24 protein-coding genes are annotated in these 24,500 nt (G+C 40.4%); 12 read left to right on the top strand and 12 right to left on the bottom strand.

Annotated features, from left to right (window positions below):
* Positions 1–156: 156 nt before the first annotated feature.
* Complete coding sequence (locus tag IQ230_RS17395) at positions 157–1,533, top strand: aldehyde dehydrogenase (protein ID WP_193933545.1); 1,377 nt, start codon at positions 157–159, stop codon at positions 1,531–1,533.
* Positions 1,534–1,607: 74 nt separating this feature from the next.
* Here IQ230_RS17395 and IQ230_RS17390 read toward each other — a convergent pair whose 3' ends face one another.
* The 9 genes from IQ230_RS17390 to IQ230_RS17350 form a co-directional block, all read right to left on the bottom strand.
* Positions 1,608–2,213, bottom strand: coding sequence for a sulfite oxidase-like oxidoreductase (locus tag IQ230_RS17390; RefSeq protein WP_193933544.1), 606 nt, complete (start codon positions 2,211–2,213; stop codon positions 1,608–1,610).
* 127 nt (positions 2,214–2,340) lie between these two features.
* Positions 2,341–2,517 carry a 50S ribosomal protein L32 gene (gene rpmF, locus IQ230_RS17385; RefSeq protein WP_193933543.1) on the bottom strand — a complete coding sequence of 59 codons (177 nt, stop codon included), beginning with the start codon at positions 2,515–2,517 and terminating at the stop codon, positions 2,341–2,343.
* Between the two features lie 180 nt (positions 2,518–2,697).
* Positions 2,698–3,600, bottom strand: coding sequence for a hypothetical protein (locus IQ230_RS17380; protein WP_193933542.1), 903 nt, complete (start codon positions 3,598–3,600; stop codon positions 2,698–2,700).
* A gap of 196 nt (positions 3,601–3,796) precedes the next feature.
* A complete protein-coding gene (locus IQ230_RS17375; protein WP_193933541.1) occupies positions 3,797–4,819 on the bottom strand; it encodes an aldo/keto reductase in 1,023 nt (340 codons plus the stop codon).
* Positions 4,820–4,836: 17 nt separating this feature from the next.
* On the bottom strand, positions 4,837–4,998 hold the full coding sequence (locus IQ230_RS17370) for a hypothetical protein (protein ID WP_193933540.1): 162 nt from the start codon (positions 4,996–4,998) through the stop codon (positions 4,837–4,839).
* A 120-nt stretch (positions 4,999–5,118) separates the two neighbouring features.
* The gene (locus IQ230_RS17365) at positions 5,119–5,490 is read right to left on the bottom strand and encodes a Mo-dependent nitrogenase C-terminal domain-containing protein (RefSeq protein ID WP_193933539.1); all 372 of its coding nucleotides are present in this window, start codon (positions 5,488–5,490) and stop codon (positions 5,119–5,121) included.
* Positions 5,491–6,092: 602 nt separating this feature from the next.
* Positions 6,093–7,859 (bottom strand): ribonuclease J, encoded by a 1,767-nt coding sequence (locus IQ230_RS17360; protein WP_193933538.1) that lies wholly within the window; start codon positions 7,857–7,859, stop codon positions 6,093–6,095.
* Between the two features lie 164 nt (positions 7,860–8,023).
* On the bottom strand, positions 8,024–8,896 hold the full coding sequence (gene dapA, locus IQ230_RS17355) for a 4-hydroxy-tetrahydrodipicolinate synthase (protein ID WP_228055090.1): 873 nt from the start codon (positions 8,894–8,896) through the stop codon (positions 8,024–8,026).
* Between the two features lie 65 nt (positions 8,897–8,961).
* Positions 8,962–10,023 (bottom strand): aspartate-semialdehyde dehydrogenase, encoded by a 1,062-nt coding sequence (locus IQ230_RS17350; protein WP_193933536.1) that lies wholly within the window; start codon positions 10,021–10,023, stop codon positions 8,962–8,964.
* Between the two features lie 699 nt (positions 10,024–10,722).
* Between IQ230_RS17350 and tig the strand changes: the two genes are divergently transcribed.
* The 5 genes from tig (at position 10,723) to IQ230_RS17325 (ending at position 16,206) form a co-directional block, all read left to right on the top strand.
* A complete protein-coding gene (gene tig / locus IQ230_RS17345) occupies positions 10,723–12,138 on the top strand; it encodes a trigger factor (RefSeq protein ID WP_193933535.1) in 1,416 nt (471 codons plus the stop codon).
* Positions 12,139–12,458: 320 nt separating this feature from the next.
* A complete protein-coding gene (gene clpP / locus IQ230_RS17340) occupies positions 12,459–13,151 on the top strand; it encodes an ATP-dependent Clp endopeptidase proteolytic subunit ClpP (protein WP_099702749.1) in 693 nt (230 codons plus the stop codon).
* Positions 13,152–13,160: 9 nt separating this feature from the next.
* A complete protein-coding gene (gene clpX, locus IQ230_RS17335) occupies positions 13,161–14,498 on the top strand; it encodes an ATP-dependent protease ATP-binding subunit ClpX (protein WP_193933534.1) in 1,338 nt (445 codons plus the stop codon).
* 137 nt (positions 14,499–14,635) lie between these two features.
* Positions 14,636–15,553, top strand: a complete 918-nt coding sequence (locus tag IQ230_RS17330; protein ID WP_193933533.1) for an alpha/beta fold hydrolase — start codon at positions 14,636–14,638, stop codon at positions 15,551–15,553.
* Between the two features lie 8 nt (positions 15,554–15,561).
* The gene (locus tag IQ230_RS17325; RefSeq protein ID WP_193933532.1) at positions 15,562–16,206 is read left to right on the top strand and encodes a MarC family protein; all 645 of its coding nucleotides are present in this window, start codon (positions 15,562–15,564) and stop codon (positions 16,204–16,206) included.
* Between the two features lie 23 nt (positions 16,207–16,229).
* On the opposite strand, the gene IQ230_RS17320 is transcribed toward IQ230_RS17325, so the two are convergent.
* Positions 16,230–17,213 carry a GntR family transcriptional regulator gene (locus IQ230_RS17320; RefSeq protein WP_099702753.1) on the bottom strand — a complete coding sequence of 328 codons (984 nt, stop codon included), beginning with the start codon at positions 17,211–17,213 and terminating at the stop codon, positions 16,230–16,232.
* Positions 17,214–17,546: 333 nt separating this feature from the next.
* Between IQ230_RS17320 and IQ230_RS17315 the strand changes: the two genes are divergently transcribed.
* The 4 genes from IQ230_RS17315 (at position 17,547) to trpD (ending at position 21,255) form a co-directional block, all read left to right on the top strand.
* Entirely contained in the window at positions 17,547–18,290 is a 744-nt protein-coding gene (locus IQ230_RS17315; RefSeq protein WP_193933530.1) for a dienelactone hydrolase family protein, read from the top strand.
* 92 nt (positions 18,291–18,382) lie between these two features.
* Positions 18,383–19,282 carry a S1 RNA-binding domain-containing protein gene (locus tag IQ230_RS17310; RefSeq protein WP_193933528.1) on the top strand — a complete coding sequence of 300 codons (900 nt, stop codon included), beginning with the start codon at positions 18,383–18,385 and terminating at the stop codon, positions 19,280–19,282.
* An 89-nt stretch (positions 19,283–19,371) separates the two neighbouring features.
* A complete protein-coding gene (locus IQ230_RS17305) occupies positions 19,372–20,124 on the top strand; it encodes a hypothetical protein (RefSeq protein ID WP_228055084.1) in 753 nt (250 codons plus the stop codon).
* 51 nt (positions 20,125–20,175) lie between these two features.
* On the top strand, positions 20,176–21,255 hold the full coding sequence (trpD, locus tag IQ230_RS17300; RefSeq protein WP_193933523.1) for an anthranilate phosphoribosyltransferase: 1,080 nt from the start codon (positions 20,176–20,178) through the stop codon (positions 21,253–21,255).
* Here the strand turns inward: trpD and IQ230_RS17295 are convergent.
* Positions 21,243–21,800 carry a retropepsin-like aspartic protease family protein gene (locus IQ230_RS17295; RefSeq protein ID WP_193933521.1) on the bottom strand — a complete coding sequence of 186 codons (558 nt, stop codon included), beginning with the start codon at positions 21,798–21,800 and terminating at the stop codon, positions 21,243–21,245. The genes trpD and IQ230_RS17295 overlap by 13 nt on opposite strands.
* A 91-nt stretch (positions 21,801–21,891) precedes the next feature.
* A complete protein-coding gene (locus tag IQ230_RS17290; protein ID WP_193933519.1) occupies positions 21,892–22,773 on the bottom strand; it encodes a retropepsin-like aspartic protease family protein in 882 nt (293 codons plus the stop codon).
* Between the two features lie 490 nt (positions 22,774–23,263).
* Between IQ230_RS17290 and pedR the strand changes: the two genes are divergently transcribed.
* Both pedR and IQ230_RS17280 read left to right on the top strand, forming a co-directional pair.
* Positions 23,264–23,539 (top strand): photosynthetic electron transport-dependent transcriptional regulator PedR, encoded by a 276-nt coding sequence (gene pedR, locus IQ230_RS17285; RefSeq protein ID WP_099702760.1) that lies wholly within the window; start codon positions 23,264–23,266, stop codon positions 23,537–23,539.
* 187 nt (positions 23,540–23,726) lie between these two features.
* Positions 23,727–24,371, top strand: coding sequence for a DUF6391 domain-containing protein (locus IQ230_RS17280; protein WP_193933517.1), 645 nt, complete (start codon positions 23,727–23,729; stop codon positions 24,369–24,371).
* The last annotated feature ends 129 nt before the right edge of the window (positions 24,372–24,500 follow it).

Below are 24,500 nucleotides of genomic sequence, written 5' to 3'. Positions count from 1 at the left end.
CTTGACTCGCAAAAATATCTTATTTTTAGCTTAAGAATATTAGTGTTTCTACATTTAGAATGATGTAAAATTGGCAAGATAGTTTCCAAAATGAATTCTTAGACTATCATCAAAAATTTATAAAGTTAAGAGTCAATCTAGTCCTGGGAATTAAGAATGCTAGCTGAGCTGACTATCAATGATATCATTCGGAAACAACGTACATATTTTCATTCTAGTCATACAAAAGAAATTGCATTTCGGATTGAGCAATTAAACACTCTAAAAAGAGCAATTCAAGAAAATACGGCAAGTATTGTAGATGCTCTTCACAAAGACTTGCATAAACCAGAATTAGAAACATATGCTACAGAAATTAGTATTGTTAGAGAAGTTGATTACGCACTCAGGCATATTAGATCGTGGGTACGACCTCAAAAAGTTAAACTTTCATTAGAGCAGCTTCCTGGTAGTGGATACATTCGTCCCGAACCGTTAGGAGTTGTCTTAATTATTGGTCCGTGGAACTATCCATTTCAGTTATTAATTGCTCCTTTGATTGGCGCGATCGCTGCTGGAAACTGTTGTATCCTCAAACCTTCAGAAATTGCACCAAACACTTCAAAAGTCGTTTCGCAAATTATTCAAAAATATTTTGACCCTGCTTATATTGCAGTCATAGAAGGAGGTATTGATGTCAGCAAACAGCTACTTGCTGAGAAGTTCGATCATATCTTTTTTACTGGAGGCACAGCAGTTGGTAAAGTTGTGATGGCAGCAGCCGCAAAACATTTAACACCTGTAACTTTAGAATTAGGAGGTAAAAGTCCTTGTATTATAGATACTGATATCAATATTGAGCACACAGTAAATAGAGTTGCTTGGGGTAAATTCATTAATGCTGGGCAAACATGTATTGCACCTGACTATCTTTTAGTTAATAGCAAAGTAAAGTCACAAGTATTAAAAAGCTTACAAGAAGTTATTCGAAGCTTTTATGGAGAAAATCCTGAACAAAGTTCTGATTATGCCAGGATTATAAATCAAAAACAATTTACTCGTTTATCAAAGTTATTGCAAGATGGAGAGATTGTAACTGGAGGACAAATTAATCAAAGTACTCGTTACCTTGCACCAACAATTTTGGATAACGTTTCACTAGAAGCGCCAGTTATGCAAGAAGAGATCTTTGGTCCAATTTTGCCCATCATAGAATATAACGATTTAAGTGAAGCGATCGCAATCATCAACGAGAAACCTAAACCTTTGGCACTATATCTATTCTCTCGCGACAGGAAGATTCAACAACGAGTTTTACAAGAAACTTCCTCTGGTGGAGTGTGTATTAACGATACAGTTATGCAGGTTGCAGTTTCCTCCTTGCCTTTCGGTGGAGTTGGTGATAGTGGAGTTGGTAAGTATCATGGGAAGGCTAGTTTTGATACATTTTCACATCAGAAAAGTGTCTTAAAAAAACCTTTTCTTTTCGATTTAAAGTGGCGATACGCACCTTATGCAGGTAAATTAGACCTTATCAAACGATTAATTGGCTAGGCTGCGCTAATATGAGACGCGATCGCTCTGCTTGATTTATAAAACAAAAGCGATCGCTCGGTTTACAAGATTAATTATCCAAAAAAACTGCTGCTATAGCGTTCTTCTGCCCAGGGTTCACCGCGTCGATGATAACCATTTCTTTCCCAAAAGCCCGACTCTTCACGATCGAGAAATTCTAAACCATTAATCCACTTTGCGCTTTTCCAAGCATATAGATGAGGAACAACAAGTCGCAACGGACCACCGTGTTCAGCCGGTAGCGGTTCGCCAAACAGAGTGTGAGCGAAAAAATTTTCTTCGCGAACAAAGTCTTCTAAGGGAATATTTGTCGTATAACCCCCATAACAGTGTTCCATGACATGAATAGCTTTAGGATCTACTTCTATCAATTTCATGAAATCTGTTACTTTTACCCCAGTCCATTTCACATCAAGCTTAGACCAGCGTGTAACACAGTGAAAGTCCGCAGTGAATTCATTTTGGGGCAATGCTATAAAATCTGATAAAGTGAATGTTGCTGGCTTTGCCAAACCCCACACTCGAAACTGCCATTCTTCTACATCGATTTTTGGAGTTTGACCGTAGGTAAGTACTGGAAACCCTTTAGTTAAATACTGACCAGGAGGAACGCGATCGCTTTGTTCGCCTCCTGGTTTTTGAAAAAATTTTCCTAGCATTTGCTTGGGTAGATTACTTTGCTATGGGATATATCTAACTCCATTTTGAGATCAAACTCTTTGAGATTGCTAGGGAAAACCTCAAACTAGAGCTTGTCTTGTCTTAAGCTTGTCACCCCACAGATATTTATTCCTCTTCTTCAGCTTCTTCTTCCTTAGACGGATAGACAAAAGTAGAGCGCCCAGTCAAAATTGATTTACCCAAGGAAAGGGCTTTTTGCGCTTCCGCCGCTGCTTTACGTCTCCAAGTGGCTCTTCTTTGGTCGCGCTTTGATTTAGATGTTTTCTTCTTAGGAACCGCCATAACAAGCTACACTGCAATTATTGACAACCTTTCTATTCTAGAGCATCACTACCAATTCACCATAGTGAGCGTGCAACCCTGATGTGTAACCTGTCATTAACACAATTCGACTATTGCTTACTCGTATACTTGCTTCGTTCCCTTCACGTTTAAGAGGTAAAAGGGGTTCTATCCAAAATATTAGTCTTGATTATCTTCTGGAACTACATCACTAATATTAGGAATAGTATTTTCTGGCAAGGCTCCATCTGTTGGAACAGGAATTGAATTTATACTGTTTTGTTGCAGTGTAGGACTGGGAGACATGGAGCCGTTTTCAGGTACTGTTGTAGATACTGCTGGACTAGGAACAATACTATCACTAGGCAATGTACTATTTTCAGGAACAGAAGTTTCACCAGGTATGATTGTAGGTAACTCAGGAGTAGGTGTCTCTACAGGTACGACTGCTGGTGCTTCTGGTGTTTCACCATCAGGTATTTCCTCTGGTGCGCTCTCTGATTTGGCATCAGATTCTCGAATAAATCGATCAATTTGCTCCATCTCTGGTGTGATCTCAGGAGTTGCTTGAGAAGTTTGCGGCTGATCCGAGTTACTACTAGCAGTACCATCAAATCCCAATAGCATCTTTGCTGTTGAGAAGTACTTCATTTGATCTTTGGTTTCAGCTTTACTGTACTGCCATTGATTACGGCTAACTTCCAAAGATAAAACTGGAGCGATCGCCCCATAACTGTGGGCCACAATCATTACAGAAACTGCTGGTGCATGTTTGTCTTGGCTAAAACGCTGTTTTACCGCAGTTATAGCAACTGTTTCTGCTCGATTCATTAAACTTTCGTAGGTTTCCTGTGGTTGTCTGTTTACAGCAAGATTCATGCGAGCTGGTCTGGCTTGAGCTTGATCAGATTGTGGTGCATTCTGTGCTATTGCTGCACGAGTTACTAAAAAATCGCATCCTAGTCCCAATAACACAGTTAATAATGTTGTCTTACTTACATTCGCAGCGATCTTGCGATACTTTGTCCAGTTGTCACAGGTAAGTTGAGTTTTCTTTGAGGGCTGATGGTGAAACCACATCATAACCGCACTTCTCCTTAGTAAACACCTGACTAGACAAGCCTATGACTTAGCCTTGCCTTGAATGTTAAATTTTGTCGTCAAATATAACTGATTATTTCAGACTTTTGTTCTGTTTTTCCACAAATATCTATCTTATGTTAGATAAAACTTAGTTTGAATGCGGTAAAATTGTGTTCCGTTATAATTATGTAATCCTTCAACGGCGGTATTCATCGCCACAATCACCGATAAGTTGATACAGATTTCGTGACTGATTCAAAATTGTGTTGATTTGTTGATAATCTGCTGTATCTAACCCAAAGTTAAAAATTGCAGCATTATCTTCAATGTGTTGGGAAATACTAAGCCGCGTACCAATAATTACACCAGCTACGGCTGGTTGTTCTAAAACATAGCGAACTGCAATATTCGCAATACTGACACGATGTTTCTCTGCAATTAATTTCAACGCTTTTAGCAACTCCTGTAATAATTGCCATCCACCCCAAGCATCTATCATGTTCTTGTACTTCCGCAAACTAACAGTATTAAGTTCACTTCCTCGTGGTTCTGGCTTGCCTAAGTATTTCTCAGTTAAAAACCCACCACACAAAGAACCATAAGCGAATAGCTGTAGGTTATGCTGCTGGCAAAACGAACTCATGTGCACTTGAGGACGACGATCAACCAAAGAGTATTGCACTTGATTAGACTTAATATTGATACCGTTTTGCAGAATAATGTTTAGGTGCTCTGTATCAAAGTTAGTTAGACCTAAATGCTTAATTTTGCCCTCTTCTTTAAGCTCTGTCATGTATCTCAATGCTTCTAAATAGTTCGAGTCGCGATATTCCCACCAATGAAATTGAAGTAGATCGAGAGTTTCTGTATCCATCCGGCGGCGAGAAATGTCGATGTTATCTGCAACTATTTTTTTCGTCATTTTGCCAGGTCTTGGTACCCACTTAGTAAAGGCTTGTATTTCAGATAAGGCAGCTTGTCCGTACTGAGCTAATAGTTGTCGCCGAAATTCGCCAATAAAATCTTCTGCAGGACCATAATGATCGGCTAAATCCCATGTTGTGAAGCCTGCATCTTTGTAATCAAACATGTTCTGGATAGCCACTTTTGGCGTAATACGCCCATGCGCACCAGAAACTTGCCACATTCCATTCAAAATACGGCAAATATTTAGATCAGAAGTAAATTGCAACCTACTCGATACAGGTAAACTAGTCATTCTTAAGTATTCCTAAGCTATAAGGGCAGTATCCATCGTGCCATAATGTCCTGTTCCGATCGCATTGTCTTTGTCAAGAATTGCCCTTTGCTCGTAGAGTCAGTAGACAGTACAATAGGTTCAAACTGTAATAAAAAACTCACTGGAGGAAACCAACATACCCAGTGAGTCATACTCATAACTTAATTTTGGAAGTTAGATGGCTAAAGGTTATTCATAGTTCCACTATGCGATCTTAGTATTACAGCCATCAAATTGAATAACACAGCGACTAATCTGTATTTGCAACAATGCTGAACTTAGCAGTAGGACGTAATATCTTCACCACACTCGTCAGCTAAGTAACACAACGCACGAAAGCGTAAACCTACAACTTCTTCATAAAGTGGATTAAGCTTACACATCGGAGGAATATGAAGTGTGCGACCAAAAAGTTTTAAGTCACGCTCAAAAGGACATTGTGCAGGAATTAGTTTACACAAGCGATGAGCAAAAGTGCGATCGCAGATATTGATCTTATTGACCCGTTGGCGCAATGGTTGCAGCATATCAAACTTGGTTTTGTTCTCAGGCTGAGGTCGTAATTTGATATTTTTATCTGAAGCAATAGCTTGATCAATTCCCACCCAGCTAGTTAGTAAAATCTTTGTTGTATATTGCGATACATTCATCGTTCACTCCTCAAAAACAGCGAGGCAATTTGAACTCCCAAATTGGATCTACAAGGCGTTAATTAGCCATATCGGAATTATCCTGCTCTAAATTAAGATGCAGTCTTATTATTTATTGACGTAATTGGTTGAGAAACGTTTCTCTACAAGACTTAGATTAACTAGAAAATTTGCCGTAGGTAAGGCTACTAAGCTTATCTTGTTTATAACTTGCTTTACTTAAAAATTTAATGAAGCTAAGAGTTAAAGACAAGGATACATTGAGTCTATTTCTTAGCCGCTAACACCAATTATGAAATATCCATAGATAAAAAAGAGAGACTATAAAACTATAACGTACTCATGCTTAAGGAGTATTTTCCTTGAGCAGTGCGACTAACAACTGTTATTATCTTCATCAATTTGTTTCAAAACAGAATGAGAAACATTACTGAATTTTGTTCACCAGTAAACTCTAGTTTCAGTGAATTCACATAATCATAAGATTGCATATGTAGGTGCTAAACAAAAAGAAACTCACTGTTGTTGTGAGTTTCATCTTATTGTTAATTGTTAGAGCTTTCTATACGCAAACCTGCCTGTGTGGTTGTAGCTTAATCTCACTACGAAGCAACTTGGGCAGCAGTACGTCGCCGACGTCTACCGTCAGTAGCTTTCGCGGGTTCTTCTGGAGATTGTAATAGCAAAGTAACCGAGGGTTGACACTGAAGTTCGCGCCGAATTTCTCGGTAAAGTTCGCGTTCTAGTTGACCTTGAAGTCCAGCCCAATTTACTTCAGCTTGTTCTCCATTAGCAGATTGAGCAAAATCTGACCAACGATAGTGTAAGAAATCTTCAATTCGCTCCTCTACCCATTTTTGCAGTAGCGATCGCTCAATTGAGATAACAACACCTCTTACATGAACTTCTGGTCTGATCATCAACTTACCATTCCAATCTACTGCTGCTGCAACAGTAACAATGCCTTCTTCGGCAAGCTGCTGACGCTCTTTGAGAACTTTACCACTGACCATTCCTGAACCAGAAGTATCAACTAATTCAATTCCTGAAGGCACTTTGCCTGCAATCTGAATTGATTCCTTAGAGACTTCAACAACATCACCATTTTGGATAATGACCATATTTTCTGCAGGAATACCCATACTTTGCGCAGTTTCTGCGTGCTTTACTAGCATGCGATACTCACCATGCACTGGGAGGAAAAATTTGGGTTTTGTCAGCGCTAGCATTAACTTTTGGTCTTCCTGACAGCCGTGGCCAGAAACATGAATTCCTTTGTCCTTACCGTAAACGACTTTTGCTCCCTGCATCATTAGTCGATCAATGGTGTTAACAACAGCAATTGTATTTCCTGGAATTGGATTAGCTGAGAATACCACAGTATCTCCTTCGCGGATGCGCAGTTGAGAATGTTCGCCCCTGGAGATTCGAGTTAAAGCAGACATTGGTTCTCCTTGAGAACCAGTAGTTAAAATTAGTACCTTATCATCAGGTAGCGATCGCGCAACATGTAACGGTTGTAAAAGATCGTCTTCACACTTGATATAGCCTAGGTTGCGAGCGTGGGCAATAACATTAAGCATCGACCGTCCAACTACGGAAACAGAGCGACCGTGCTTCTTCGCCAGCTCTAAAATCATATTGATGCGATGTACTGAAGAGGCAAAGGTTGTTACTAGTAGTCGTCCAGAGGCTTGGCTAAAAGTGCGGTCTAAATTGGGGTAAACAGAGCGTTCTGAAGGTGTGTGTCCTGGGACTTCTGAGTTAGTGGAGTCACTAATTAAACAAAGAACTCCTTTTTCTCCATGTTCTGCAAGACGATGTAAATCAAAAAACTCACCATCTACCGGTGTATGGTCAACTTTGAAGTCTCCAGTATGAATAATGACACCTTCTGGAGTGTGAATTGCTATCGTGAAGCTATCAGCAATTGAGTGGGTGTTACGAATAAACTCGACTAAAAATGACGAGCCTAACCGCACAACATCGCGGGGACGAACACTTTTTAATTCGGTGCGATCGCGTACTCCTGCTTCTTCTAGCTTACCTTCTAGCATTGTCATCGCTAAGCGAGGACCATAAATGACTGGAATCTCAAATTGCTTCAAATGAAAAGCAATTCCTCCTATGTGATCTTCATGACCGTGGGTAACAATCATTCCCTTAATTTTATGGCGATTTTCACGCAAATATGTCATGTCTGGTAGAACAATATTTACGCCATGCATTTCATCGGTAGGAAATGCTAATCCTGCGTCTAATAAAATGATTTCGTCTTTATACTCAAAAACACATGTATTTTTGCCGATTTCATGTAGACCGCCAAGGGGAATAATTTTTACTGCTGATGTCGATTCGTTGTTTTTCATACTTTACTAGTTTTACGTGTGAGTTTTTTACAAACGAGCGATAAGATATCTACTGTTTAAGTTTTAATAAGATGTTTGAGAAATACAACAAACCTGTATTTCTCAAGTTCTGACAAAGCTTTCTTCAATTAAAATTTAATATTTAATTATACTTAATTTATCTTTCAAGAATTAGATTTCAAGCCTATTTCTATTAGTATTTTCTTTAGCTTTTGACTAACTTCATTTGCTTCTTCATGTAATGGCAGGCGTGTTGAGCCAACTTCCCAACCTTGAATTTTAAGTGCTGCTTTTACAGGAATTGGATTGGTTGTAACAAATAGAGCTTTGAATAATGGAAAAAGTTTCAAATGAATTTGAGTTGCTACTTGAATTTGTCCTGTCGTAAAAGCTTGAATCATTTTTTGGAGTTGTGTACCCACCAAATGACTAGCAACACTAACAACCCCACTCCCACCAACTGATAACAAGGGTAATGTTAAAGAGTCGTCACCTGAGTATAGTTTAAATTCGCTTGAAGTCAATCGGCGAATTTCACTAGCTTGGTCTAGATTACCACTTGATTCTTTGATCCCTACTATATTTTCGACTTCTGCCAAACGAGCCACCGTTTCTGGTTGTAAGTTTTGCCCAGTGCGTCCAGGCACGTTGTATAAAATAATCGGCAGTTCAGGACAAGCTTGAGCAATTGCCTTGAAGTGCTGATAAATACCAGCTTGTGGTGGTTTGTTGTAGTAAGGAACAATTTGTAAAGATCCATGTACTCCTATTTTAGCGGCTTTTTCTGTGGCTGCGATCGCTTCTTTAGTTGAGTTAGAGCCTGTCCCCGCCATAACCAAAGCTTTTCCTGCTACTGCTTTAAGGATGACTTGAAATAATTCATATTCTTCATCCCAAGAGAGAGTGGGTGATTCTCCAGTAGTACCACAGACGACGAGGGTATCTGTGCCGTTTTCCGTTAGATACACTGCCAATTGCTCTGCCACGGCATAATTTACGTTGCCATCTTCCTTGAATGGCGTAACCATAGCCGTCATAACGCGTCCAAAGTCTATCACCCTTTAACTCCTCATTGAGTAGCAGTCCATATCTTAGCAGTGTGTTAGCTATTAACTATGGTCACTGGTTGTTGGTTTCCAGAGGTTGGTTGTAGCCAATCGTTTTTAATCAATAGTTCGGCAATTTGTACCGCATTGAGTGCTGCACCTTTGCGGATCTGGTCTCCACAAATCCACAGCTCTAAACTATGAGAATGTGAAATATCTTGGCGGATGCGACCTACTAAAACTGGATCGCGCCCTGTCGCTTCAATTGGCATCGGAAAATAGTTTGCTTTCCAGTCTTCCACAATCTGCACGCCAGGAGCTTTGCTTAGAATTTCCTTTGCTTCCTGAACACTCATCGGTGTCTCAAACTCTAAGTTAATCGCTTCTGAGTGCGCGCGTAAGACGGGAACCCGAACACAGGTTGCCGTAACTCGAATATTTTGGTCGTCAAAGATCTTGCGAGTCTCGTTGACCATTTTCATTTCTTCCTCGCAGTATCCCAGTTCATTGATAGGAGAGTTATGAGGAAACAGGTTAAAAGCTAATGGGTAAGGTAAAACTTCTGCTGTTGGCGTTTCACCATTGAGTATTGCCTGAGCTTGAATTTTTACTTCCTCCATTGCTCTTGCTCCAGCCCCACTTGCTGATTGATATGTTGCAGCAACGATGCGCTGCACTCGTTTAACTTGATGTAACGGCCAAACAGCAACTGTCATCAAAATAGTTGTACAGTTAGGATTAGCAATAATACCTTGGTGGCTAGCAGCAGCTTGCGGATTTACTTCAGGAACTACCAGAGGGACGCGCGGCTCCATACGAAAAGCACTGGAATTGTCAATAACAACTGCACCAGATGCTACAGCTTTTGCCGCCCAAGCTTTTGAGGTAGAACCTCCAGCCGAAGCCAAAACAATATCTATATTATTAAATGAGCGATCGCTCACTGATTCTACTACAATGTTTTCTCCCTGAAACTGTAAACTTTTGCCTGCGCTACGAGACGATGCTAGTAGTTTCAAATCAGCTACTGGAAGATTTCTACTAGCCAACAGATCTAGTAATTCTGCACCGACAGCGCCTGTCGCACCTAAGATTGCAACACGATATGATTTTGTCAAACTTTCCTCCTTAAACAAAATTATTTAATTAACTTATCTTTTTATAAAAAAATAGATACTTTTTCTAATCTTAGATTTACCTACTTAGTTTCCTATCCATTCTGATGACAACTAATAACTTTTTTGACTAACAACAAGGTAATTTTTATCAATCAAACAATTCTTAATTTTCTTTAAATTTAGTATGCAAAATTAGATAGGATATTTTTTATTTTAAACTAATTTTAACAACTTAGATGGCGCATCTGCTATTGTGCCAGTTAACAAAAGTCATGGTTCTACTGCCAGATGAATTTAATTAAGACACGCGAAATTGAGTAACCAATGTATAGATACGTATGCACTTTAACCCTAAACGCCTCTTGAACTTATACTGTACATAATTGCTACTGACACCATCATAAGTAGCTGGAACCTTTCAGATGCTTTAATCTAAAATGTCATGCTTGGACAACGAATAGTGTTATTCATAAAGTGCCAACCAGAATATCACACTACAGAACCTAATCAAGACAAGTGAGTGAAGCACTTTTTTATTTAGACAAAAAGTAATGCGATCGCCCACAATTTATGTTCTGGCACTATCTGGCATAGACTAAGCTTAAAGATAGAATAGTTCAATGCTCAAGAGCAAATCCTAAGTAGCAATTAGTTCAGTCTTGCTTGAGTAGTCAAATTGTTCGGAAATACAAGCGCAACATGAAAGTCACCCAGGAAAAACTTCCCGCTAGTCAAATTGGTTTGGCTATAGAAATTTCAGCAGAAAAGTCTCAACAAACCTATGACCAGGTCATTCAAAAACTAACGCGCACAATGAATGTTCCTGGGTTTCGCAAGGGAAAAGTACCGCGCCAAATCTTACTTCAGCGATTAGGTTCGGTGCAAGTCAAGGCAGCTGCCTTAGAAGAACTTATTCAAACAGGAATCACTGAAGCAATTAAGCAAGAAGATATCCAAGCCATTGGTCAACCTCAGCTACGCTCTTCATTTGAAGAACTGATCGCGCAGTATGAACCTGGACAAGCCTTACAGTTTTCTGCAGCAGTTGACGTCCAACCAGAAGTAAATCTTACCCAATACACCGATTTGCATGTTAAAGCTGAGGAGGTTAAGTATAACCCTGAAAAAGTCGATAATTTACTGGCAGAGCAACGCAGTGAAATGGCAACTCTGATTCCAGTAGAAGGAAGAGCAGCACAACTTGGAGATGTTGCTATAGTTGACTTTAAAGGCTATCTAGCTCAAGAAGAGGAACAGGAGCCACAAGAAATTGCTGGTGCATCGGCTGATGATTTTCAACTAGAACTGCAACAAGAACGCTTTATTCCTGGCTTTATTGATGGCATTGTCGGGATGCAACCTGGAGAAACCAAAGAAGTTACAGCCCAGTTCCCTGAAGACTATCCTCAACAAGAAGTTGCAGGGCGTGCAGCTACTTTTACAATAACTTTGAAAGAGCTTAAAGAAAAAGAACTTCCAGAGCTTGATGATGATTTTGCTCAAGAAGTGAGCGAATTTCAAACTCTAGCAGAACTACGTAGTTCGTTAGAAGAGCGATTTAAAGCAGAGGCTGAGCGCCAAACTAAAGCAAACAAAGAGCAAGCACTGACAAATGAGCTGGTTAAGTATCTAGAGGTAGACTTGCCTGAAACGCTCATAGCACAAGAAGTCAACAATATGCTTACTCAAGCAGCAGTACAGTTGAGTCAACAAGGAATTGATGTCAAAAAACTGTTTACTCAAGAGAGTGTTGCCAAGCTAAGAGAAAATTCCCGTCCAGAAGCTATTGAGCGGCTTAGAAGCGCAATAGCACTTCAAGAAATAGCTCAACGCGAGTCAATCAAGGTAGAAAAATCAGAAGTAGAGGCAAAAGTGAAAGAACTTTTGTCAGAGTACTCAAACGATGACATTGACATAAACAGATTGCGAGAAGTTGTAGAAGAAGACTTACTCAAAGAAAAAATTATGAGTTGGTTGGAAGATCGTAGTACTATGGAGTTGTTGCCTGAAGGCTCATTGAGTGCTTCAGCAGATTCGCAACAAGAAGTAGAAGCTGCACTTTCTGACTCTGCTAGCGATGATTCTCCGCTATCTGAAGTTGAGACAACGGCATAATTACAGCATCTGCATAAATGTCTGCTCAAGCAGCAGCAATTAGCATCGGTAACGTTTAGGTAGAAAAACTGCTGGATGAAATTACCCTGTCTACAGCCGTAAAGATGCTATTGCTGCTATCTTAAAAATATAAAGATAAAAACAATGTACTCTACTTAAAGTAACATTGTTTTTTTAAGTTAAGAACATATCTCAAAGTTGATTCTTTGATAGATAAGGCATAATAGTTCACAGATAGTGTATCCAATAACATTAAATGCTCATAGCTTCAAATTGTTTAGATGCACCACACATTCAGTATCGTTCTGAGACACTGTGATATGCTCGTATCTCAAACTTCAAATCACCCGATTATTAGTTCACACTACTTAGAAATCAACTCGCTTGGTGCCAGTAACATTGTTCCTATGGTTGTAGAGCAATCGGGTATGGGTGAGCGGGCATTTGATATCTACTCGCGATTACTCAGAGAGCGTATTATCTTTTTGGGAACTCAGGTGGATGACACTGTAGCCGACTCGATTGTTGCACAGTTATTATTTCTAGATGCAGAAGATCCAGAAAAGGACATTCAGCTCTACATCAATTCGCCAGGGGGATCTGTAACAGCTGGCATGGCGATTTATGACACTATGCAGCAAATTCGCTGTGATGTTGCTACGATCTGCTTTGGATTAGCTGCCAGTATGGGTGCTTTTCTCTTGGCAGCAGGAGCGCATGGTAAACGGATGTCTTTACCAAACTCACGGATAATGATTCACCAACCACTTGGTGGTGCTCAAGGTCAAGCAGTCGATATTGAAATTCAAGCGAAAGAGATTTTATACCTTAAGCGGAAGCTCAATGAAATATTGGCGCATCATACAGGTAAACCACTAGAGCGTATTGAAGCTGATACTGAAAGAGACTTCTTTATGTCAGCTGAAGAAGCAAGCAACTATGGTTTAATCGACCAAGTTATTTCTAGACAAAATCTCCCCAAAGCCAACGAACCAGTAAGCACAGTAAATTAAGAGGCAGGTATGTCAAAGTACGACTCCCATCTAAAATGTTCATTCTGCGGTAAATCTCAAGAGCAGGTGCGCAAGCTAATTGCTGGACCGGGAGTCTACATTTGTGACGAGTGTGTTGACTTATGTAACGAAATATTAGATGAGGAATTACTCGATTCAAAAGAAACAGCGCCACAGCAGACAAATCGAGTTGAAACTCCACCAAAGCGGCGCAACCGTTCGAGTAATTTCTCGTTTAGTCAAATGCCTAAGCCGCGAGAAATTAAAAACCATCTTGACGATCATGTTATTGGTCAAGATGAGGCAAAAAAGGTTTTATCAGTTGCGGTATATAACCACTACAAGCGGTTAAGTGTTGTACAAGCCAAAAACAGTGGTAAGGCGTCAGAAGAGGCTGTAGAACTACAAAAGTCGAACATTCTCTTAATTGGTCCTACAGGTTGCGGCAAAACGCTTTTAGCACAAACTTTAGCAAAGATCTTAGACGTACCTTTTGCTGTTGCCGATGCAACAACGCTTACAGAAGCAGGCTATGTTGGGGAAGATGTTGAAAACATTCTGCTGCGGCTTTTGCAAGTGGCTGATTTGGATGTAGAAGAAGCACAGCGGGGAATTATTTATATTGATGAGATCGATAAAATTGCTCGCAAAAGTGAAAATCCCTCAATCACACGCGACGTTTCTGGTGAAGGCGTGCAGCAAGCATTGCTCAAAATGTTAGAAGGAACGCTAGCAAATGTACCGCCTCAGGGAGGGCGCAAACACCCTTATCAAGACTGCATTCAAATAGACACAAGTAACATTCTATTCATTTGTGGTGGTGCATTTGTCGGCTTAGAAAAAGTTGTAGAACAGCGTACTGGCAAAAAATCAATGGGCTTTATTCAGCCTGGAGAAAGCTCATCACGAGATCAGCGAACTGCCGATGTTTTAAGGCATTTAGAACCGGATGACCTAGTAAAGTTTGGCATGATTCCTGAGTTCATTGGCAGAGTACCTGTGGTAGCTGTGCTCGATCCGCTGGATGAGGAAGCTTTAATGGCAATTTTGACTCAGCCCCGCAGTGCGTTGGTGAAGCAATATCAAAAATTACTTAAGATGGACAACGTTCAACTTGAGTTCAAACCAGATGCACTGCGAGCGATCGCACAAGAAGCGTATCGTCGTAAAACTGGTGCAAGAGCACTACGCGGCATTGTGGAAGAATTGATGTTAGACGTTATGTATGAGCTGCCTTCACGCAAGGATCTTACTCGCTGCACCGTGACACCAGAAATGGTAGAAAAACGCTCGACAGCAGAACTATTAATGCATCCTTCATCACTTCCTAAGCCAGAATCAGCCTAGGCATCAGATTAGACATTTTGCAAAAGTTGCCAATCAGTCGTAGGTTAAAAGAAAAAGGTTAAAGGTGCAAGCTTAATTGCTATTATCTTTAGCTGAATTTCAACTTAGGAAATTATTTTTGCAAAAGTTTGGGGAAAATGCCTTACATTGGTATTCGTGGCGTTGAACATTACTACGAGTGGGTTCGGACACCAACAGAGTTACAAGCTAAACCTGTGATGGTATTTATCCACGGTTGGGCTGGCTCAGCGCGGTATTGGCAAAGTGTAGCCTATGCCCTTGCAGATAGCTTTGATTGTTTGCTTTACGATCTTCGAGGGTTTGGCAGATCTTTAGGTAAATCTCCGCTAACATCAACCAGTATGACAGTTGCTGACTCAGAATCTCAAGAAAAGTCAGCAGCAGTGAAAGAGTTAACTTACGAGTTAGAAGAATACGCAGAAGACTTAGCAGTCCTACTAGATTGCTTGCAAATTCAGCAGGTGTATCTTAATGCTCACTCAATGGGAGCATCTATTGCTACTTTATTTCTCAACCGCTACCCACAGCGGGTAAATCGAGCTATTCTTACTTGTAGCGGCATTTTTGAATATGACGAGAAAGCATTTACTGCTTTTCACAAGTTTGGTGGGTATGTTGTTAAATTTCGTCCAAAGTGGCTCAGTCAAATACCTTTAGTGGATCGGATGTTTATCGCTCGGTTTTTGCATCGTCCGATACCTGCGGCTGAACGCAAGGCTTTTTTACAAGATTTTCTCATTGCCGATTATCAAGCAGCCTTAGGCACAATTTTTACTTCAGTGAGCAAACAAGCAGCTGAAATGATGCCGCAAGAGTTTGCGCAAATTGCAGTACCAACTCTATTAGTAGCTGGAGAGTATGACAAAATTATTCCAGCAGAAATGGGACGCCAAGCCGCAGAATTAAACCCGTTGGTACAATATGTCATGATTCCTAAAACTGCTCATTTTCCTATGTTGGAAGATGCAGAAACTTATCTGCAAAAGGTTCGTACATTCTTGCAGATTGAGCAACCAATAAAAATAGCTGGCTGAAGGAACCTATGTGGCAACAGCTAACCTCCGCTGCGATCGGAACATTTTTGACTTTATTTCCCGTTACCAATCCAGTCGGTGCAATACCAATTTTTTATGGTTTGACAGCAGTGAATACGAAACTTTATCGTCTACATCAAGCACGTCAGACAGCAATTAATGTCGTTTTGATTTTGGGAGTTTTTTTGCTGGCAGGAAGAGAAATCCTGAGCTTTTTTGGCATTTCACTAGGAGTGTTGCGAATTGCAGGAGGGTTATTGATTGCCCATACAGCTTGGGAAATGGTTACAGCGCGTCAACGACTCACGCGCCCAGAAAGTGATGAAGCAGTAGATAAAGAAGATATTTCTTTTACACCGATGGCAATTCCTATGATTAGTGGACCTGGTGCGATTGGTGTCGTTATTGGTTTTGCAGCAAGTAACACCAGATGGGTTGATGATGCGGGTTGTTTACTTGGAATTGTCTTGCTTGGAGTGACGATATATCTATGCTTAGCTTTGGGAGAACCTTTAGTTGGCGTGTTGGGAAAAAATGGGCTGGGAGCCTTAAATCGAGTGCTAGGGTTTTTTATTTTGGCGATCGCTGTTCAGTTTGTTGCTGATGGTACGTTTTCTTTATTGAGAGAAGCAGCACCTAGTCTATTGCGCTAAAGCAACCTTGACTACATCTAGGTCTATCCTAAGCCAAGTTCTCTCTTTAAAAAATCAATCGATTTTTCACTAATATAATTCTCACTACAAATCAGCTGCGGAGGACGGATAATGTCTTCTCTAGCTGCCTGTACAGCTGCTTTAATAGCAGGAAAACTTGCTTGATCAAAACTAATGATAACCTGAGCACTTTTAACAATAGCGCTGAGTTTGTAATTATCTCCTAATTGTGCACTCATAACTAGCAGTTCATCACCTCTAAGACTGTAAGCAATCACTTCTGCTGCTCGAAGAATACCAGAACTGAGGCTAACCATACCTAGATTAGTGCCTTTAGGTAATTTTTTCAGTAATTGAATTTCTTTGGCATAGTCATAGATATCAATAGGGATAACACGAACAGATTTAGGAGTAGCGATCGCTTCAGCTCTGGCAATAAAGTACCGAGTTGTTACCACTGTTCCTGCAGGTGTTTGCTCTAGTACTTGTGCAAGTTCTTCTAATGGAACTAACTGTACAGGTCTTTTTAGAGATTGCTCTAATTCGTCAACCATCAACTTACCTGCACCAATATCATCTGCTGGTACTGTCACCAACACTCTGGCACTCGAACGCAATCGCCAATCTATTTCTGCTTGAAATAGTTCCCTTGCTTGATTTAACGAACAACCAATTTTAAGCAATTCATCGAGACTATTTTGGACAATTTTTTCTGCTTGAGGATACTTCTCCAAAATAGGAATTGGCGCTGGGTTCCGCATTGATGGTTGGGCACGGACGTAAATACCAGATCCAGCTCGACTTTCAACAAGTCCGTCGTCCTCTAGGTGGCGGTAGACTTTACTGATTGTGTTCCGGTGTAACCCTGTTTGCATCGCAAGAGCACGCGTACTGGGTAGCCGATGCCCTGGGGGAAATTGCCGAGAAGTAATCGCGTACCAAATTTGGTTGAGTAACTGAGTTGAAGCTGGAATTTCACTATCTGGTTGAATATGAAACTGAACCATTGTTCCTCCAAAAGACAATCCGTAGCGAGAATCAACGAATGCATTTAATACTCAAATGGTTTACTACAGATTGACTATGAAAAGACTAAAAGACAAAAAACAGATAATACCTGCAGCCAAGGGCAATGCATATTTGTTGTGTTAAGAGTTAACTGTGCTTAAAATCTTTACTGCATTCCTTGGGTTCTTAGCAAATCTGCATAAGTTCTCAACAATTAGCAAAATTTCTTTAGACTTTGAGCTTACTGCACCATTATTCAATATCTCGATAACATCAATTTATTAACACATTTATCTCAGCATCCCACGAGACAGCTAACATTCATCATAGCTATGGTAGAAATTCAGACTTCTCATGTAAAAATTCCTAACGTTGAGCTTCAAATCCCAGCTTATTTGGCAATGCCTGTTGGTGGAGGTTCTTACCCTGGAATTGTTGTGATTCAGGAAATCTTTGGTGTCAACGAACATATTCGGGATGTGACAGAAAGAATTGCCAAAGAAGGATATGTTGCGATCGCTCCCGCAATTTTTCACCGTGTTGTGCCTAATTTTGAAGTAGGATACTCGCCACAAGATCTTGAACTTGGCAGAAAATACAAACAACAAACCAAAGCTACTGAACTCTTGAGTGATATTCAAGCTGCAATTGACTATCTCAAAGACCAACCACAAGTGAGAAAAAACGGCTTCGGATGTATTGGCTTTTGCTTCGGTGGTCATGTTGCTTACTTAGCTGCTACTCTCCAAGATATCCAAGCGACTGCATCTTTCTACGGAGCAGGAATTGTACATCAAACTCCTGGAGGTGGCTCTCCTACTATTAAGCGTACTCCTGAAATCAGCGGTACAATTTACGCTTTTTTTGGCACGGAAGATGCGAGTATTCCTGAAACAGATGTCAATCAAATTAAGGCAGAATTAAAAAAGTATCAAGTTTTGCATAAGATCTTTCGCTACGCGCAAGCCGATCATGGTTTTTTCTGCGATCGCCGTGCTAGCTACAATCCGGAAGCTGCTGCTGATGCGTGGGAACATGTCAAACAATTATTTCAGAACCATCTTAAGGAAGTTTAAAGCTGAAAGAACTATAATGGCTTGCTCCTCCAGATTTTGAGGACATACGATATATAAACGGCTTGTTTGTTTTTGTGAATTAGTACTATCTCATGACATCTGAATTTAAACCTTCTGCTACTAGTTCATCCTTTTCTATGGATGATTTTGCCAAAGCTTTGGATCAACAAGACTTTCAATTTCGCAAAGGACAAGTCGTGCGAGGAAAGGTATTTCAATATGAGAGTGATGGTGCTTATGTAGATATTGGCGGAAAATCGGCAGCTTTTATCCCCCTAACTGAAGTAGGCTTGCACTCAGTAACCGATCTGTCTACTGTTTTGCCTTTGCAGGAAGAACGAGAATTTCTGATTATCCGCGAACAAAATGCTGATGGGCAAGTTACCTTATCTCGCCGTCAACTGCAAATTAAACAACTATGGGAACAGTTGGGAGAAATGCAAGAAGACGGTAAAAGTTTAGAAGTGCGAGTGAGTGGAGTCAACAAAGGTGGTGTCATAGTAGATGTACATGGCTTGCGAGGGTTTATTCCGCGATCGCACTTACTCGAACGAGAAAACTTAGAAAATCTTGTGGGGCAAAATCTCACTGCAAGTTTGCTAGAGATCAATTCCAGTAGCAATAAGCTAGTTCTTTCGCAACGTTTGGCAACGCGATCGCAAGCAATCACTCAGTTTGAACTAGGTCAGCTAGTAACAGGCAAAATTACTGCTATCAAGCCGTTTGGGGTTTTTGTTGACTTAAACAATATCAATGGGTTGTTGCACATCAAGCAAATAAGCCAAAACTATATAGAATCTTTGCCCTTGCTGTTCCAAGTTGGTCAAGAGATTCATGCGATCGTTGTTGATGTAGATGAAACTCAAAGCCGAATCTCCCTATCTACAAAGGTTTTAGAAAATTATCCTGGCGAAATGCTGGAAAAAAGAGATGAAGTGATGGCAAGTGTAGAGGCTAGGGCAAACCGAGCTAGAAAAAAATTGCTCGAATAGTTTGTTTTTTATAAAGTCGTTGGTAAAATTGGGCGCAATTTTTGCCAAGATAAGATTGTTTGCCAGCAAATTGATTTGCAACAATGGGCATGACAGTAAAATCAACCGACAGCGCTGATAGTTTTCTAATTCTCATATTGCCAGTCGCGCTTGCGATTACTTTCCTCTTCTCCACCTGGCGATTGCTACTGGCAATTGCTGGTTTTATTTTGCTTTTGAATATTTTCCAACGCTATCGATGGCAAAAGTGGAGTAAAACTCTAAATCCTACTTTCCATAAGTTAATTCAAGAAAATCAAGGACGAATCACAACTCTTGATTTAGTAATGCGGGCAAACCTCCCCGCAGCAAAGGCAAAACGCTATCTTGACTACAAAGCAGCAGAATTTGGAGCACGGGTTCTTGAACCAGAAGATGGAAATAGTGGTTATTTCTTTATCACAGCTAAAACTCTGGGTAGTATTTTTGATGACAGCGAAATACCTGTAACCTTACCAGAACTAAAATCTGAGCAAAAAACTGTAGTTGAAGATTTGCCTAGAGCAACTGAAAACTTAAAGCAAAATCTACAAAACCATTCACAAGCACAAGCTGAACTGACAAGACTTGGTGAGGCAGATCCTAGCTTTGCCGCACCAACACATACTCAAGAGCACTTAGTGCCAGACTCACTTTTGCAATCTGAACTTGCCAAGCGATTAGCTGTCAACTCTAGTACAGTTTACAAGCATCGCTCAAATCCAGATTTCTCTGAATGGAGTCGTAGCCGCGATCCTGAAGGAATTGCTTGGCAATACTCTTCTGAAGATAAGCGGTTTTTTCCTGTAGCTATTGAATCGTAGCAGTTTAGTTGCTTTGTATCTCATCCAGTGCTAGATCATTTAACTTAATCTATGACCTACTCTCCATCATTAGCAACTGCCACTTCAGAGCCTCCTGCAAACTGGAATAGCGAGTTATTACAACAACTCTTAGATCGCCAGTCGCTATCTCGGGAACAAGCCGCGCAACTGATGCAAGGATGGCTAAATGAAACAATTCCACCTGTTCTATCAGGTGCAATCTTAGCCGCAATTCAAGTGAAAGGCGTATCGGCAGAAGAACTTGCAGGAATGGCTGAGGTTCTACTCGTTCAGTCTCAATGCCAAGAGCAAATTATTCACGATCAGCCAGTGATTGATACATGTGGCACTGGCGGTGATGGTGCTGCTACATTCAATATCTCAACTGCAGTTGCCTTTGTGGCAGCTGCTGCTGGAGTTCGTGTTGCGAAACACGGCAATCGTTCTGCTTCAAGTCGCGTTGGTTCTGCTGATGTTTTGGAAGCACTAGGTGTTGATTTAAACGCGTCAGCACAACAAGTTCAAGCTGCGCTTGAGGAAGTAGGAATTACATTTTTGTTTGCGCGTGGTTGGCATCCTGCCATGAAGGTTGTAGCGCCGCTGCGGCAAACGCTTAAAGTAAGAACTGTGTTTAATCTTTTGGGACCTTTGATTAATCCGTTGCGTCCTACAGGGCAAGTTATTGGAGTATTTGATGCCACAATTTTACAAACTGTTGCTCAGGCATTATGTCAATTGGGTACACAAAGAGCGATCGCACTTCATGGGCGTGAAAAGCTAGATGAAGCAGGCTTAGCTGATCTCACTGATTTGGCTATTCTGTCTCAAGGTCAAGTTCATTTGACAACTATTGATCCTCTACAATTTGGCTTAACTCCTGCTCCGACAACAGCACTTCGTGGAGGTGATGTGCAAGAAAACGCAGAAATTTTGCAGGCGGTTTTACAGGGTAGAGGAACAGTAGCTCAACAAGACGTAGTAGCCCTTAATGCTTCGTTAGCCTTACAAGTAGCAGGGCTTGTTCCTGCGGAAGATCTGGCAACTGGAATTACGTTGGCGAAGGATATTCTTCTGAGTGGGGCTGCTTGGACTAAGCTGGAGCAATTAGTCGAGTTTCTTCAACGAACATGAAACTCAACGACATTTTGCCTAATTGTTACATCGTAATGGCTAAAAAAGTTTTGCCCTAATAGTGGCAATGGTGCGATTAGTACTTGGGTATCTCCAAGAATAGCACCACTAACTTCAATTGAAGTAACGCGTCCTACGGGCAATCTGACAGCCTCTCCACTGGCAACTTGAACAATTTGGCTATCCACAGGTATCAACCCTAGTTGATCTGCCATCGCTGGGGTGATTGATGTTTGTGTTGCTCCTGTATCTACAATCATTTCAAATTGCTGTTGACCGTTGAACGTTACGTCAATAACTGGTATCCCACCATAACGACGTTTGATTCTAGCAGTAAATACCTCTGGGGTTTTTGACTGCGATCGCTGGCTGTCTGGACAAAGGTTGCTCAGGTTAACAACTGCGCCCGCTGCATTGATCATGTAGCAGTTTTCTGCTTTTTGAGTGTTAGCGTAGCTTACTGTAGGTACCGCTTTCGACAAAATGAGGTTGATTCCAGCAACAGTCACAATAATTTTGATCGAAATTAAAACGATTCGCTGCATTAGTTGTGCCTAAAACTAGCTTTAATTAATCAAGAAGTAAGTATTGTTTATATGATTTAGCTTTCGCTTTTTAGCTTCGCATAATAGTCGGCTAACGCAGGCGAAATTCAATGACATCACGCTTGAATGTAATGTCATAATTATTAAAGAAATCGTGTCCTAGTAGACCAGTTTCTAGTTGTGATGATGGTGCGATCGCTACCGGTAAATTGTTAACAACTACTCCTCCAACTTCTATAGAATCGACATATCCTATAAAAAAATCCACACCTCTATCACTGGCAGTATTTGCTTTTGCAGTTGTTACTGGCACTATTCCCAACTGAGTTGCAGTTTCTTGAGTGATCACCGTACTGCTTGCCCCTGTATCGACGATCATCTCAAACTGTTTTGTGCCATTAAAAGTAACATTTATTACTGGTGTACCGCTTTCTCGGCGTTGAACTGGAACTCGAACAATGGTTTGAGTCTGTTGTCCTGATGATGTATCTTCAATGACTTGAGACTCTTGAAGGCTCAAAGGTAAGCTTTCTAATTGAGGTACAGCAGTCAAGCTAATTTTTATCTGCTGCTGAGCATAATTAATGTTTCGTTGATATTCAGCAATTTTTTTTCGGGCGATCGCTCGATAACGACTGTCTACAGGTACTGCCTGCATTAAGGTTAGCGCTTCTTGCCATTTGCTCGCGACCAACTTCCAATCATCTGCTGATTGTGCAGATTGGCTGATGCTATATGCTGACGCTGCTTTGTCTAGTGCCAAATCAAATTGACTAGGTTGTAATTCTGGTGTAAACGGCAATGCCTTCTGAACGGTAGATGGGTTGACTGCCGCACTGGGCACAGGTGATATGGAAACTGTGGGCGTTCTATTTAATGAATTAATATTTGGTTTGCTGCTGCAAGCAATACCAGCGATCGCAAGTGTACTTGAAATAATTAATATTGCTGGAGTTGGATAAAATTTAAGCATAATTACGTACAATACAGCTTAACCAAAGTTACTTAAACTTTACTTATATTACCCATTTCAACTTAAATATAATAAGAATTACGCTCTGGCAAATAGCGCTGATGTCGCAATATTTATTTTTGCGATCGCCTAAAAGTACTTTCGTAAGTAAGTTGTATTTAAATAAAAGTAGAAAACTTAATTTGACTTTTCTAAAAATGTCGTTTTTAAGTACAAGTTCATACAAAAAGCAAATAGCTATTTTTTTACTATTTTTGGTGTTTCAAATTGACAATTTTTCTTTAAGTGTTGTGAGTATTTCTACTTAAAACTTTATCAAATTAGTTTTTGAAGAAAAACTGACTTTTTTGGTACGAAGTAGATTACAGCTATCTTCATTGTTCAGACAAAAAAAGACAACTGATCCAAAGGCTAGAGAAGCCACCCTTCAAAGAATCCTTTAGAATTGAAGAAGGAGAGTAAGTAGATATACTAAGGACTAATTGCTAGTATGGCTGGTGGCGAATCTCAAACCCCTGTTTCCTTATCTGAACGAGAATTACAAATTATCGATCTAGTAGCTGCTGGCTTAACAAACCAAGAGATAGCAGAAAAGTTAGATATTAGTAAGCGTACTGTTGACAATCACATTAGTAACATTCTGACTAAAACAGCGACGGAAAACCGTGTTGCCCTAGTAAGGTGGGCTTTGCAGTGGGGAAAAGTCTGCTTAAATGATGTAAATTGCTGTATTCTGCCGAATCATAGTGATGGCACAGTTTCTTAATCAAATTTTGTACAGTGAATATAGTATTTGTATCTTTCTCAATTTGGTAGGAAACCTAAATGAGCTAAAAAGCAACGCGCGTTAGATGTGAGCATAACTACACCGTAGTGCTGTTTTAACCAGCACGCAGCTAGAAACAAACTCCTATGGCAACTCTTTACTTAGCAGCTTTTGGAGAAATGCTGCCATGAATATCACTGATACAAAATCTTCTCAGGGTATTTTCAACTTTTGTGATTTTGATAGTCTAATCCAGCCTATACAAAACCAAGATACAGAAATTGTTAGACAGCTAGCTTTTATTCCAAGAATAAAAGATATTGTAATGCTGAGGCAGGTTCATGCCCTTGAACATGCAACTGTATGGGTACTAAGCGAACTACATAATACGAGTCAAAACTCAACTGAGAGTCAGTTGCTAGGAGGATTATCTACTGAGCAAGGATTTTATCTCTACGGTCATTTCAGTCAAGCCACTCTAAGTAGCGCGGTTGAAACAGCTTTGCAACGACTAGTAGGAGGAGAATGGAGTCTAGCCATACATCCGCGTTGTGGTACGAATCTTTCTGTGGGAATTTTACTAGCGGCAGGGCTAACTGTAGGATTTCATCTGCTTTTACCACGTGGACCAATTGAGCAACTTTTTGGTTTAGGATTAGCGGCAACTACAGCTGCTCATTTAGCACCAAATGTTGGAATATTAGCTCAACGTTACCTCACAACAGCAATTCCTTTTAACTTGGCAGTGGAGAACGTCAGGATAACGCGCGATGCTTGGGGTCAAACGGCACATTTTATTGCAGTACGCTGGATTGAGCCATCAGACAACTAAAAATCCATAACTTAACATTAATTAATGAGTAGATCGACTTATCACAAATTCATAAAACTTAAAGCTTGAAGAGTACAGTAAGTTGCTGCTGAGTAGTACGCTGAAAAATAGTTGATAGCCTCAGTCAGA

Source organism: Gloeocapsopsis crepidinum LEGE 06123, from assembly GCF_015207655.1.
GTDB lineage: Bacteria > Cyanobacteriota > Cyanobacteriia > Cyanobacteriales > Chroococcidiopsidaceae > Gloeocapsopsis > Gloeocapsopsis crepidinum.
The sequence above is the reverse complement of the archived record's forward strand: the minus strand, read 5'-3'. Positions and strand labels throughout refer to the sequence as shown.

What these genes read in the sequence shown, in the direction of transcription:
- IQ230_RS17395 (WP_193933545.1), top strand. Translation starts at nt 157, where the DNA reads ATGCTAGCTGAGCTGACTATCAATGATATCATTCGGAAACAACGTACA.
- IQ230_RS17390 (WP_193933544.1), bottom strand. Translation starts at nt 2,213, where the DNA reads ATGCTAGGAAAATTTTTTCAAAAACCAGGAGGCGAACAAAGCGATCGC.
- rpmF (WP_193933543.1), bottom strand. Translation starts at nt 2,517, where the DNA reads ATGGCGGTTCCTAAGAAGAAAACATCTAAATCAAAGCGCGACCAAAGA.
- IQ230_RS17380 (WP_193933542.1), bottom strand. Translation starts at nt 3,600, where the DNA reads ATGATGTGGTTTCACCATCAGCCCTCAAAGAAAACTCAACTTACCTGT.
- IQ230_RS17375 (WP_193933541.1), bottom strand. Translation starts at nt 4,819, where the DNA reads ATGACTAGTTTACCTGTATCGAGTAGGTTGCAATTTACTTCTGATCTA.
- IQ230_RS17370 (WP_193933540.1), bottom strand. Translation starts at nt 4,998, where the DNA reads ATGAGTATGACTCACTGGGTATGTTGGTTTCCTCCAGTGAGTTTTTTA.
- IQ230_RS17365 (WP_193933539.1), bottom strand. Translation starts at nt 5,490, where the DNA reads ATGAATGTATCGCAATATACAACAAAGATTTTACTAACTAGCTGGGTG.
- IQ230_RS17360 (WP_193933538.1), bottom strand. Translation starts at nt 7,859, where the DNA reads ATGAAAAACAACGAATCGACATCAGCAGTAAAAATTATTCCCCTTGGC.
- dapA (WP_228055090.1), bottom strand. Translation starts at nt 8,896, where the DNA reads ATGACGGCTATGGTTACGCCATTCAAGGAAGATGGCAACGTAAATTAT.
- tig (WP_193933535.1), top strand. Translation starts at nt 10,723, where the DNA reads ATGAAAGTCACCCAGGAAAAACTTCCCGCTAGTCAAATTGGTTTGGCT.
- clpP (WP_099702749.1), top strand. Translation starts at nt 12,459, where the DNA reads ATGCTCGTATCTCAAACTTCAAATCACCCGATTATTAGTTCACACTAC.
- clpX (WP_193933534.1), top strand. Translation starts at nt 13,161, where the DNA reads ATGTCAAAGTACGACTCCCATCTAAAATGTTCATTCTGCGGTAAATCT.
- IQ230_RS17330 (WP_193933533.1), top strand. Translation starts at nt 14,636, where the DNA reads ATGCCTTACATTGGTATTCGTGGCGTTGAACATTACTACGAGTGGGTT.
- IQ230_RS17325 (WP_193933532.1), top strand. Translation starts at nt 15,562, where the DNA reads ATGTGGCAACAGCTAACCTCCGCTGCGATCGGAACATTTTTGACTTTA.
- IQ230_RS17320 (WP_099702753.1), bottom strand. Translation starts at nt 17,213, where the DNA reads ATGGTTCAGTTTCATATTCAACCAGATAGTGAAATTCCAGCTTCAACT.
- IQ230_RS17315 (WP_193933530.1), top strand. Translation starts at nt 17,547, where the DNA reads ATGGTAGAAATTCAGACTTCTCATGTAAAAATTCCTAACGTTGAGCTT.
- IQ230_RS17310 (WP_193933528.1), top strand. Translation starts at nt 18,383, where the DNA reads ATGACATCTGAATTTAAACCTTCTGCTACTAGTTCATCCTTTTCTATG.
- IQ230_RS17305 (WP_228055084.1), top strand. Translation starts at nt 19,372, where the DNA reads ATGACAGTAAAATCAACCGACAGCGCTGATAGTTTTCTAATTCTCATA.
- trpD (WP_193933523.1), top strand. Translation starts at nt 20,176, where the DNA reads ATGACCTACTCTCCATCATTAGCAACTGCCACTTCAGAGCCTCCTGCA.
- IQ230_RS17295 (WP_193933521.1), bottom strand. Translation starts at nt 21,800, where the DNA reads ATGCAGCGAATCGTTTTAATTTCGATCAAAATTATTGTGACTGTTGCT.
- IQ230_RS17290 (WP_193933519.1), bottom strand. Translation starts at nt 22,773, where the DNA reads ATGCTTAAATTTTATCCAACTCCAGCAATATTAATTATTTCAAGTACA.
- pedR (WP_099702760.1), top strand. Translation starts at nt 23,264, where the DNA reads ATGGCTGGTGGCGAATCTCAAACCCCTGTTTCCTTATCTGAACGAGAA.
- IQ230_RS17280 (WP_193933517.1), top strand. Translation starts at nt 23,727, where the DNA reads ATGAATATCACTGATACAAAATCTTCTCAGGGTATTTTCAACTTTTGT.